The organism is Rhodococcus sp. SJ-2, assembly GCF_053750035.1.
In genome coordinates, this window is sequence record NZ_CM132340.1 from 257,780 (window position 1) to 269,607 (window position 11,828).

The following is an 11,828-nucleotide window of genomic DNA, read 5'->3' on the forward strand; positions in this document are numbered from 1 at the left end:
TAACGTTCTCGCCGTGGCGGCGAACCCGAAATCCCTGGCTCGGCAACTCTCGAAGCGCGGCCCGCACACGGTGCTGCGCGGCGACCTCGCGCTCGCCGGTCTCCCCGGCATCGTCTACACACCTGCGGAAGGCTTCAACCTTCCCGCGGTGGCGTTCGGTCACGGCTGGCTGACCGGCATCGGCAAGTACTCGGGGCTGCTCGAGCATCTCGCCTCATGGGGGATCGTGGCTGCAGCGCCCGGCACCGAACGCGGCCCGATCCCTTCCTCCGTCGGATTGGCCACCGATCTGCTGACCACCCTCGACATCTGCACGGGCGTCCGACTGGGCACCGGTCGCATCAGCGTGCATCCGCACCGGCTTGCTCTCGTCGGGCACGGCCTGGGCGCCGGTGCCGCGATTCTGGGTGCGGCGCAGCGCAGGGTGGGCGCTGTCGCGGCGCTCTACCCCGCCCCCACCTCTCCCTCAGCAGCCGAAGCCGCCGCCCGCGTCACAGCACCCGGGTTGGTGCTCGTCGGAGAGAAGAGTTTCGGCTCGATGAACAGCGACGCGGTGTCGGTGGCCCAGAATTGGGGCGGCGAGGACGTGCAATTGCGCGTCGTCGACAAGGCCGACGACCAAGGGCTCGTGGAGGGCCGTCGCCTACTCGGCGCTCTCGGGTTCGGCGGGGCCGAGCGGAAGACACAGGAGCGCACCCGGGCGCTCCTGACCGGATTCCTTTTGAATCGACTCACCGACGACAAGACCTACGCGGTGTTCTCCGATTCCACGACCGAAATTCCCGGTTCCACCGCGATCACGGATCCCGCTCTGGTCGAGGAGGATCTCGGTAGCCGCATAAACAAGCTGCTCAGCGGCTAGATCCCGCGACGTCACAACGGTCCCGCCTCGGCGAGCACGACTCCGTCGTCCTCGGGCGACTCCGTGTCGACGGGGTCGGTTGCCGCGGCACCCGAATTCACGCCCGTTCGACGGTTGGCAGCTCGGCTTTCGGTCGGCGCCTGAGCGACCATGGGCCCGGCGGGTGGCCACGCATCCTGCGACGAAGGCGGCTCCTGCGGTGTGGACGGCGGCTGTGGAGCCGGGCCGGACTCTGCCGACTTCGGCACGAACACCGCCGGGCCGGCCGGCCCTGCCTGCACCCCCGCGTCCGCCGGCCCTGCCTGCACCCCCGCGTCCGCCGGCCCTGCCTGCACCCCCGCGTCCGCCGGCCCTGCCTGCACCGCCGCGTCCGCCGGCCCTGCTTGCACCGCCGGGCCCGGTGGGGGCTCGAAGCCCTCGACGCCGGGCCGGGAGATCCCGGACGCGACAGCCTCGGTGAAGACGGCTGCTCCCTCTGCCGCGGCCGTCGCGAGTTCGGCTACTGCGCTGGTCAGATCCGCAACGGCACCGACCAGCTCTCGACCGGCATCCACGAGGTCTGTCGCCGCTCCGAGGATGTCATCCGGCCCTCCGGTGGTATCGGCCGTACCGAGGGGGCCACCGCCGAGCTGTCTCGCCGGCTCGGACGCCGGTACAGGTGTGTCAAGCAGGTCGAAGGAACGGGCGATCGCGCCGAGGTGGCGGTCGACGGTGTCGTGGGCGCTATCGCACACCTCGATGAACCGATCGATCCTCGACTGCATCGTCGGCGCGAACACCTCGTCCAACCAGCGCTCGCACCACGCCGCGACTCCGGCCGGCTCAGGAGCGGGTGTGCCTGCCTCCGCGCACCACAGTGCCACCTGCCCGATAGTGGGGCCGCCGTCGCCGCCCGTTCCGGCGATGATCGTGCCGATGTCCTCCGGGGTCCGGCCGGCGACCGACATATCCGCGAACCGTCCGATGGCGTTCGCCTTCTCGTCGACCGCACGGGTGATACTTTCGACCGCATCCGTGCAGGTTCGGGCCAGCGCATCTACCGTGTCGTGCAGCATCGCACCGCGCTGCACGGCTCGATGCAGATCGTCGTGGGCGAGATCGCCGACATCTCCCTGCCACGCCGAACGTAAGGCGCGCACTCCGCCCGATTGCTCCGTGACCAGGCTGTCCAAGTCGCTCGCGAGTCGGGTCAGCACGGCCGCGTCGTCGGCGAGTACCGACATGTCGAGTCCGATCTGCTCTTCGTAGCGTGCGCGCAAACCTTCAACGGTGATCCGGTCTGCGATGCCGGCGCTGTGAGCGTGCGGAAGGTAGGCGGCGAAGAAACCCAGACCGCGTGCACCGGCCTCGAGCGACGCGGTCGGACCTGTCCTCGGTGAGTTCACCGAGGGAGGTCCGTCCGGGTGCCGCAGAGTGCGTCGAAGGTGGCCTGTTCCTGGTCGCGGTATCCGTCCGCGGCTCTCGCCGCGGCATCGGAAGACCAGTTGGTCTCCGCCGTCCATTCGTCGAGCGCACGCCGCAGGCGCCGATACCCCTCTTCGACGGCGACCCCTCGCGATCGATACGACTCGCCTGCGTATCGCGGCCCGAATTCCAGGGCGCCGAGCGCACGGCGACATGTCCTGTCCGCTGACATCGCAGAACCGGTCACCGTCGAAACGACAGCCCGGACAGCTGTGCCGTCGAAATACAGCTCGGCTCGTGGCTCCACGCCCACTCCTTCACGTGTCGGTCGACACCGTCACAGAGTTTGACGCAGCGGCAGCCGATCCGGTTCCCCGTTCGACGAAAAGAACTGCCCCCGCCGCTCGGCGATCGTCTTCTCCTCAGACGCCGGCAACGACCTTCGCCAGTCGATCGGCGACAGCCTGTGCGTGCGTGTTCTCCGACGCCTCGACCATGACGCGGACGAGCTGCTCGGTGCCGGATGGGCGCAAGAGCACTCGTCCGGTATTGCCGAGTTCCCGTTCGGCTTCGGCAACAGCATCGGCGACCGCCCGGTTCGCCGCGACCGCGGCTTTGTCCGATACCGGGACATTGACGAGGACCTGCGGGAGCGACCGCATCACCGCGGCCAGGTCTGCCAGTGACGTTCCGGTCACTGCCATCCGTTCCATCAACCGCAGTCCGGTCAGAACGCCGTCACCGGTCGTGCCGTGTGCGGGGAAGACGATGTGTCCGGATTGCTCTCCTCCGAGGGAGAAGCCGCCACGACGGAGTTCCTCGAGCACATACCGGTCGCCGACTCCAACTGTCACGACCTCGATTCCGGACTCCCGCATCGCCAGGTGCAGACCGAGATTGCTCATGACGGTTGCGACGAGTGTGTCGTCACGCAGCTCGTCGCGGTCTCGCATACTCAGTGCGAGCACTGCCATGATGGCGTCACCGTCGACGACCGCGCCGGACGCATCGACCGCGAGGCAACGATCCGCATCGCCGTCGTGTCCGAGGCCGAGATCGGCGCCGTGCTCGATCACGGCTTTCTGCAAGGACGCGAGATGCGTCGACCCGCAACCGTCGTTGATGTTGAGGCCGTCCGGTTCGGCGCTGATCGCGATCACCGTGGCGCCGGCCGCGGCATAGGCGGCGGGACCGACGTGTGAGGCCGCGCCGTGCGCGCAGTCGACCACCACTGTGACACCGTCGAGGGACACGCTCGTCGCGCTCGCGAGGTGCGCCAGATAACGATCTGCCGCGTCGTCTGCGGTTCGGATCCTGCCGACACCGGCTCCGGTCGGGCGGGCCGGAGGCGTCTCGTCGTGCAGTGCCGCCTCGATCCTGTCCTCGGCTGCATCGTCGAGTTTGTGACCGCCTGCGGCGAAGATCTTGATTCCATTGTCCGGCATGGGATTGTGTGACGCCGAGATCATCACACCGAGATCCGCAGCGTAGTCACCGGTGAGATACGCGACTGCCGGAGTGGGCAGCACACCGACCGACACGACGTCGACGCCGGCTGCGGCAAGCCCCGCGGTGACGGCGGCTTCGAGCATCTCGCCACTCGCACGCGGATCACGACCCACCACGGCAACCGGGCGACGACCGGCACGGGCGGGCGCGAGCACGGTCGCCGCCGCTCCTGCGAGCCGCATCGCCAATTCCACCGTCAATCCGGCGTTCGCCATCCCGCGAACCCCATCCGTGCCGAACAACCGGGCCATACACACGTCCTCACGTCGAGTCTTCGGAAGACAGGACCCTCATGGACACTGTCACCGGAATCAGAATGCACGAAAGCAGGCACCGGTAGTAGTTCTCTACCGGCGCCTGCTCTCGTGGTCGAACAGGTACCGAAGCTGACGAGGTCAGCGCCGGCGACACATCAGCGCTTGGAGTACTGAGGTGCCTTACGGGCCTTCTTGAGACCGTACTTCTTACGCTCGGTCGCACGCGGGTCACGCGTGAGGAAGCCTGCGCGCTTGAGCGCCGGGCGATCCTCGGGGGTGACCTCGGTCAGCGCACGCGCGATGGCGAGACGCAGAGCGCCGGCCTGGCCGGACGGTCCGCCGCCGTGCAGGCTCGCGTGGATGTCGAACGACTCGACGCGCTCGACGGTCACCAACGGCGACTTCACGAGCTGCTGGTGCACCTTGTTCGGGAAGTAGTCCTCGATGGTGCGTCCGTTGAGCACGAACTTGCCGGAGCCGGGCACGAGGCGGACGCGAGCGACCGCCTCCTTACGGCGACCGACGGTCTGGATCGGACGATCGAACACGATCGGCGCGACGGGTGCCTCGACGAAGTCCTCGGCAACCTCCTCGACCACGTATTCGTCCGCGGCAACCTCGACGTTGTCGGCGTACTCTTCGGGGTTCACGTTCTGCTCCTCCGGCGCCGTCACTGGGCCACCTGCTTGATCTCGAACGGCACCGGCTGCTGCGCGGCGTGGGGGTGGTTCGGGCCCGCGTAGACCTTCAGCTTCTTGGCGATGGCGCGGCCGAGCTTGTTCTTGGGGAGCATGCCGGTGACGGCCTTCTCCACGAGGCGGTCGGGGTTCTTCTCGAGAACCTCACCCACGGAACGAGCGCGGAGACCACCCGGGTGACCGGAGTGGCTGTAGAGGAACTTGCCTTCGCGCTTGTTGCCGGAGATGGCGACCTTGTCGGCGTTGATGATGACGACAAAGTCACCACCGTCGACATGCGGGGCAAAGGTGGGCTTGTGCTTGCCGCGGAGCAGGTTTGCCGCCTGCACCGCGAGGCGGCCGAGCACCACGTCGGTGGCGTCGATGACGTGCCACTGATGGGTCACGTCGCCGGCTTTCGGTGTGTACGTAGACACAGATCTTCCTCGTCTATCGTTTCGCTGCTGGCCCGCGTGCCGCGCATAGTCGACCTCGGCGGCCAGTTGAGACCCGAGAGACGACGCTTGCCGCGCACATGGCTACGACAGCGTGCGACACGCCGATCGCACACAATACCCGTCGGAGGGCGGCAGGGTCAAAGCGCGGCAGCTCCGACTTCCCGGGCACGCAATGTCCCGGCGGCCTCTCCACCCCCGGGACATCGCGCAGCGGGGTCCCCCCGCCCCGCCTGGCGGGCAGGTTTCACCCGGGGAAACGTCCCTTGTTCAGCACCTCGGTGTCGCGCATCCTGTCGTTGCCGCCGGCAACGGCAGTGTTGATCTCGAACAGGACCTGATTGAGTCCGAGTTGCGCCTGATTCCAGCGTTCCTGTGTGCCTCGGTAGGTTTCCTGGGCGTCGCCGCCCCAGGTTTCGATCAGTGGAGCCACCTGGCGCGCAATGCTGTCGAGCGTGTCGTTCATGTTCTTCTGCAACGTGGAAAGTCCCGCGTGCAGATCATCTATGCCGCCGAAATTCTGATAGATCTCGCCATCGGGCATGTGGGGTTCCCTGTCTGTTCGAAGTGGTCCCTGCTGGAATTGCCGTCCAGCGGGCTGCCGACGTACGTCGGTCGATCAGTAAGATCCGTTCAGTGCCGACCCGGATCCCGGATCGACGCGGTTCAACGCCGCAGATTGCTCCTGTACTGCTTCCTCGTAGGACCGGCCACTGCTTCGAATACCTTCTGCCAGTTCGTCGAGTGCCAGGTTCAGCTGTCGGCCATTGCGATCCCAGCGCTCCATGATTCCCGCGAATTGATTCGCTGCCTTGCTTCGCCACACTTCGTCGACCGCCGCGACCCGCGCACGAAGCGCCTGGATCGTGCCTTCGAGTTCGGTTCGCGAGTCCTGCAGCTGACTCGCGACCACTTCCATGGTCACGACGTCGGTAGTGACCTGCCCCCCGCTGCCGGTTCCGCCCTCGCTCATCGCGTACCCCTCCATTGTTCCGCGTTGCGGTTCCCTCGGCCCCCGTTGGTCCGACCGCTTCGCCCCTACACCTGATTCGACGCAGCCCACGCCGGATCGGTTCCGCTCGATCCGAACTATGTCGAAGATTTCTCACACCGGCTCCACCGTGTGCACAGCCTGTTCGCATTCATTTCTGATTCCGGTCCATTCGTCGGCGAGGAACTGGCAGCCGATCGAAACCTGAATACCGGGCATGACGACGACCGACCACCGCACCGTGGAGAACTCGTCGGGCACCTCGACGTAGGAGATGACCGGACGATCACCGAAGCGTGTGTCCGACTCGATATCTCGGATGACATCGCTACGCGCCGCCGCGCGCGCCGCAAGACTGATCGCCACCGCATCCGAATCCATCCCGTCCGCGAGATGTGAGTACACGACCACGATCCTTCGGTCGGGCCCCGAACCCGGCAACAGCTCGATCCGTCCCGGCTGCTGTACGTCGGAATCACGTATACGCCAAGACGATGGGAGGTCCAGGCGCACGGGCCCCAGATCGATCGTGGCGAACTCGGGGTCGTCCGCCTCCGGCGAGGCCGGGGCGGAAGGACTGTCGGAAGCTTCGGCCACGCCGGCACTGCCGGAGACACCGGTGTCCGCGACGGTCTCGCCGGTGCCCTCACCACCCGATGTGAGCACCATTGCGGCAACGACGACGACCACGAGCAGCGCCCCCGCGAGTGCCCAACCCAGGACCGGGGCGCGCGACGGCTCGGGCATCGGGCCACGGACGTCCCGCAGCCATTGCGCCGTCGACGTCCCGGCATCGCTCTCCGCGGCCCCGGCCTGCCCCTCTCTCGGCTCGGACACCCGCGTGAACGGTGCAAGCATCTCCGATGCTGCGACGGGAACAACCCGGATCCCGCGTCCGATCCGCACGCCCAACCGCGTGCACAATTCGACACCCGCAGGTTCACCTGGAACGCCCGTCACCAGCAGGACATCCGGATCGACTCGTCCGGAGACCGCTTCGATCAGAGATCTGAGGCATGTGGTGCCGTCGTCGGAATCCACCTCCCCGGCCGCCAGCCCCGGATCCCTCGCAACACGGTCGATGACAGCACGCCCACTGCCACCCGGTTCGAGCGAGGTCGCTGTGACCCCGTCCGTCTCGACCTCGAGCGTCACACATCGTTCGTCCGTAGCCACCTCGACTGCGTCGCATGCCGCGACCGCAGCCGGTATCAACTCCGCATTGCGTGCAACGTTCCGAACGGCGGTGTACAGCGCGTCACGCCGCCGCGCACTCCACTTCGTCGGATGCACCGCGACGACCGTTCCCGTACTCGGGGGCGCACCGACCGCTGCAGCGGCATAACGCATCAGTCCTGTGAGCATCTCGACGGAGTCATCTGCAAACACGTCGGTCGTCTCCAGCGCCGCCGCGGCGTCTCCGAAAACCCACCCGTCGCCCAGCCTCCCAGCGATGGCAGGCACGTACCGGATGCGTTCGCCACGGCGCGCACACACGCCTGACGATCCGATGTGGAGTCCCAGCACATCCGTGCTCACGACGGTTGTGGCCGTGCTGTCTGGATGAGTTCGTTACCGTTGCGTCGCACGAGGATTCCTCGGCCGGGCGGCATCGGACCGGGCCGTGCAGTGCCGATGAGCGCGCCTTCGTCGCGACTTCCGCACATGATCAGGCCCGGGGTGGACAGTTCCCGCAACCGTGCGATGACCGGTTCGTACAGCGCGCGACTCGCACCGCCCGCGCGCCTCGCGATGATCAGGTGCAGACCGATATCCTTCGCCTGCGGAAGATACTCGAGCAGCGGCGTCAACGGATTCTGACCGGATGACGCAACCAGGTCGTAGTCGTCGACGATGACGAACACCTCGGGGCCCGTCCACCATGTGCGGTCGCGTAATTGCTGCTGGGTGGTGTCGGCGCCCGGAAGCCGTCGTTCGAAGATCCCAGCGAGTTCGACGGCCATCGTCGACAACACGGACGCGCTCGGCGCGTAACCGCCGAGATGGTCGCCTTCGACTACTCCGAGCATGGTCCGGCGGTAGTCGCCGATGATGATCCGTGCCTGCGCCCCGGTGTTCGACTCCATGAGGCTCCGGCAGATCCCGTGGAGCAGCGTGGTCTTCCCGCACCCGGAATCTCCGAACACCAGCAGGTGGGGACTCTCGGCGAAGTCGAGGGCCACCGGAGCCAGCTCCGCCTCGTCGATCCCGATCGGCGTGTGCAACCGCTGCGCGACCGGTGCGCTGGTCGAGACCGGCCAGCCGCCGGGAAGCGCAGCGAGCACGGCCGCGCGGTCGACCTCCTCGGGCAGCATCCTGACAGCGGGCGCATGGCCGCCCGGAGTTGCAGCAGCGATCGCGGCGACAGCCGCGGCCACGCCCTCGCTGAGATCGTCGACACCTGCACTGCCGTCGACCCGTGGCAGTGCAGCCAGTACGTGAAGTCCGTCCCGGTCGATTCCTCGGCCGGGCCTGCCCTCGGGCACCAGCGCCGCCTTCTTACGCCCGTATTCCGAATCGGCCGGGTCGCCGAGACGGAGTTCGAGGCGCGTTCCGAGGTGGTCACGCAGTGCCGGCCGGACGTCCCACCACCGCGGTGCACTGATCACGACATGGATTCCGTAGGACAACCCGCGCGACGCCAGGACACCGACACTCTGCTCGAGTGGCTCGAAGTCCTCCCGAATGCTGGGCCAGCCGTCGATCACGAGGAAGACGTCGCCGAATGGCTCTGCGGAGACATGCGGGGCACCTTCGGCACGCAACCGTCTCATCTGCGACATCGATTCGAGCCCCCAATCGCCGAACTGCTGCTCTCTCCGACGCAGTAGCCCCATCAGTTCCGCGACGGTGCGGCGAACCCGGTCCGCGGCGAGACGATTCGCCACGGAACCTACGTGCGGGAGACCTGAGATCCCGGCAAGAGTGCCGCCACCGAAATCGAGGCAGTAGAACTGGATCTGCTCAGCTGTGTGGGTAGCGGCCAACGACACGATCAGGGTGCGCAGCAACGTCGATTTACCCGATTGCGGACCTCCGACCACGATGGCGTTGCCTGCAGCTCCCGACAGGTCGACGACCAAAGGGTCCCGACGCTGTTCGAAGGGCCGGTCGACGATCCCGATCGTCGTCCGCAAAGTGGACTGGCGCAGCACATCTCCGGTGAGCAACGAGTGTGACAGGACTCTGTCGAGGCTCGGAGATTCGTCCAGCGGCGGAAGCCACACCTCGTGTGCTGGGGTGCCGTGACCACGGACCCTGCCGACCACGACGTCCAGGACAGTGCGGCCCCCGTCGGCCGTGGTCGCCCCCGTTTCCGGGGTCGGATCGCCTGCCGTCGGGACCGGCAGGGGGGCTCCCCGATCGGCAGGTACATCGCGTGCCGTGAACACGCGCGGGCCGGCAGTTCCGGCAGCCGCCGTCCGACTCCTGCGCGCCGGCCTGCCGGGTTCGTACGGTCCCGAAACGTAGGCTGCATCGAAACGCACGATCTCCGCGGAATCGCATTTGAGGTAACCGGCACCTGGTGTGGGTGGCAGGCTGTATGCATCCGGAACACCGAGAACACTGCGGGATTCGTTTGCGGAAAAGGTCTTCAGTCCGATGCGATAGGACAGGTGGCTGTCCAGACCACGCAATTTTCCTTCGTCGAGCCGCTGGCTCGCCAGCAACAAATGCATGTGCAGCGACCTGCCGAGACGGCCGATCGCCGCAAAGAGGTCGGCGAATTCGGGCTGCTGGGCGAGCAGTTCCGAGAACTCGTCGACGACGATGAACAATGCCGGCAACGGTGCGAGCGGAGCACCTGCACTCCTGGCTCTTTCGTAGTCACCGACATTCGCGAAGTTGCCTGCCGCTCGCAACAGCTCCTGCCTGCGGGTCATCTCGCCCTCGAGTGCGTCTTTCATCCGTTCGACCATCGCGAGCTCGTCGGCCAGGTTGGTGATGACTGCTGCAACGTGCGGACTCCGATCGAGCCCGAGGAAAGTCGCGCCGCCCTTGAAATCGATGAGTACGAGGTTGAGTGCATCCGGTGAGTGCGTTGCGACAAGGCCGAGCACGAGAGTCCGCAGGAACTCGCTCTTTCCCGAACCCGTGGCACCGATGCACAGGCCGTGCGGACCCATCCCGTTCTCCGCAGACTCCTTCAGGTCGATCTCGACCGGAGCGCCGTCCACACCGACACCGATCGGGACTCGCAGCCTGTCGCGACCGGATCTCGGTGCCCAGGCCTGCAACGGATCGAGTCGTGCGATGTCGCCGAGTCCGAGCAGGTCCTGCCAGTTCTCGATACTGCCGGTGTCGGCTCCGTCGTCCGTCGCGAATTGAGTAGCGGCGCGGTACGGGGCGAGGCGGCGCGCCAAGGCCTGCGCTTGCGGGGCACCGATGCCGTCGGCCTCCGCAAAGGTTTCCACCGAACTGCCCGTTCTCGCGCCGAGACGACCGTTCTCCACGACCAGCTGCAGCCCACGATGCGCCGCGAGCCGCGGCGCGAACCCGGAGAGGTCGAGCAGTGTCACCGAGTCGAGCCCATCGTCGAGGAGCCCGGAACCGGATCCGGAGACCCCGCCGTCGATGACGATCAGCAGTTGCGGAACTGTTTCGACGGCGGGTGTGTTGCGGACGAACCGCCCGCGTGAGGACAGGTGAACACCGAGGACCGTCTCGAGTTCGAGTACGGAACCGAACACCATGCGGGCGCTGCCTGCCCCGTCGCGCGCCTCGGGATGCTGCGCGTGAGGGAGCCACTTGACCCACTCCCATTCCGCAGCGGTGTCCGGTCCGCATACGACGGCGACCTGGAGTACATCGGGTGCATGAAAGGTGCACAGTTGAGCGAGCATCGCCCGGGCCAGCTGCTGCGCGGCCTCACGGTCGCCACTGATACCGACCGACGCGAATCCACGCATCGATACAGCCGTCGGGAGCGCAGGCACCACCGAGTGCGCGCGCACGAAGCGGCGCAACGACACCGCGGCGACCGGTTCGAGATCCTCGACCGGGCCGGTCTCGGGAGCGATCAGCTTCGTCGCGAGTCGCTGTCCCCCCAGGCCCACCCGCACGTGGCAGAAGTCCGCGTCGGAAGTGCGGCGTTCCCACATCCGGACCGTCCCGACGAGAGTCCACAACAGCGCCGGGTCCGGGTGGGTCCACTCGAGGGACCGCCGCTGCGCCGAACCCGTCTCGGCGACGTCGCGCCGCAGGGTGTCGAGGTAGCGCAGGTAGTCTTTGCGATCCTCGTTCGCCTCGGCAGTTTTCGCGCCGCCTCCGCGACCGCTGTTGGCGAGCATGCCGATCATCGACACCATCATCATCAGCGGGAAGACCAAAGCCATGGGACTGCGCGCCATTCCGGAACCGAACATGAGCGCGACCATGCCTATCATCGCCGCAACCATCACCAGAGGCAGCAGCTTCATGAGCAAGTTGCCCGGTGTGGCTCTCGGAATATCCGGCGGCGCCTGCAGACTCACTTCCCCACCGGGTGCGCGTGGCGCATCCCGACGCACTCGACGCGCAAAACGAACCGTGCTCATTCCCCAACCCCCCCCGTACACACCGGCCGCCGACAACGACCTCCCCCCACGGTCGTGGAAGAGTAGCGCACCGCAACAACTACATCCACGGCGATGTCGTAAGGTCTGCGTCGTCGAAAGGTCCGCGCCGCCTTCG

General features: G+C 66.9%; 10 protein-coding genes. 1 reads left to right on the top strand and 9 read right to left on the bottom strand.

Going from position 1 to position 11,828, the window contains the following annotated elements; translation table 11 throughout:
* Positions 1–13 precede the first annotated feature (13 nt).
* The gene (locus tag ACSYG9_RS01250) at positions 14–862 is read left to right on the top strand and encodes a hypothetical protein (RefSeq protein ID WP_440125489.1); all 849 of its coding nucleotides are present in this window, start codon (positions 14–16) and stop codon (positions 860–862) included.
* Positions 863–873: 11 nt separating this feature from the next.
* On the opposite strand, the gene ACSYG9_RS01255 is transcribed toward ACSYG9_RS01250, so the two are convergent.
* The 9 genes from ACSYG9_RS01255 to eccCa form a co-directional block, all read right to left on the bottom strand.
* Positions 874–2,247 carry a hypothetical protein gene (locus ACSYG9_RS01255; RefSeq protein ID WP_454840815.1) on the bottom strand — a complete coding sequence of 458 codons (1,374 nt, stop codon included), beginning with the start codon at positions 2,245–2,247 and terminating at the stop codon, positions 874–876.
* On the bottom strand, positions 2,244–2,573 hold the full coding sequence (locus ACSYG9_RS01260) for a hypothetical protein (RefSeq protein ID WP_454840817.1): 330 nt from the start codon (positions 2,571–2,573) through the stop codon (positions 2,244–2,246). The genes ACSYG9_RS01255 and ACSYG9_RS01260 overlap by 4 nt, the downstream gene beginning before the upstream one ends.
* Before the next feature lie 115 nt (positions 2,574–2,688).
* Positions 2,689–4,026, bottom strand: coding sequence for a phosphoglucosamine mutase (gene glmM, locus ACSYG9_RS01265; RefSeq protein ID WP_440125492.1), 1,338 nt, complete (start codon positions 4,024–4,026; stop codon positions 2,689–2,691).
* 161 nt (positions 4,027–4,187) lie between these two features.
* Positions 4,188–4,706 (bottom strand): 30S ribosomal protein S9, encoded by a 519-nt coding sequence (rpsI, locus tag ACSYG9_RS01270; RefSeq protein WP_169685583.1) that lies wholly within the window; start codon positions 4,704–4,706, stop codon positions 4,188–4,190.
* Positions 4,703–5,146 carry a 50S ribosomal protein L13 gene (gene rplM, locus ACSYG9_RS01275; protein ID WP_054714919.1) on the bottom strand — a complete coding sequence of 148 codons (444 nt, stop codon included), beginning with the start codon at positions 5,144–5,146 and terminating at the stop codon, positions 4,703–4,705. The genes rpsI and rplM overlap by 4 nt, the downstream gene beginning before the upstream one ends.
* Positions 5,147–5,411: 265 nt before the next feature.
* Positions 5,412–5,708, bottom strand: a complete 297-nt coding sequence (locus tag ACSYG9_RS01280; RefSeq protein WP_440125493.1) for a WXG100 family type VII secretion target — start codon at positions 5,706–5,708, stop codon at positions 5,412–5,414.
* A 75-nt stretch (positions 5,709–5,783) separates the two neighbouring features.
* Complete coding sequence (locus ACSYG9_RS01285; RefSeq protein ID WP_440125495.1) at positions 5,784–6,137, bottom strand: WXG100 family type VII secretion target; 354 nt, start codon at positions 6,135–6,137, stop codon at positions 5,784–5,786.
* Between the two features lie 132 nt (positions 6,138–6,269).
* Complete coding sequence (locus ACSYG9_RS01290) at positions 6,270–7,694, bottom strand: type VII secretion-associated protein (RefSeq protein ID WP_440125496.1); 1,425 nt, start codon at positions 7,692–7,694, stop codon at positions 6,270–6,272.
* The gene (gene eccCa, locus ACSYG9_RS01295) at positions 7,691–11,692 is read right to left on the bottom strand and encodes a type VII secretion protein EccCa (RefSeq protein WP_454840820.1); all 4,002 of its coding nucleotides are present in this window, start codon (positions 11,690–11,692) and stop codon (positions 7,691–7,693) included. The genes ACSYG9_RS01290 and eccCa overlap by 4 nt, the downstream gene beginning before the upstream one ends.
* Between the last annotated feature and the right edge of the window lie 136 nt (positions 11,693–11,828).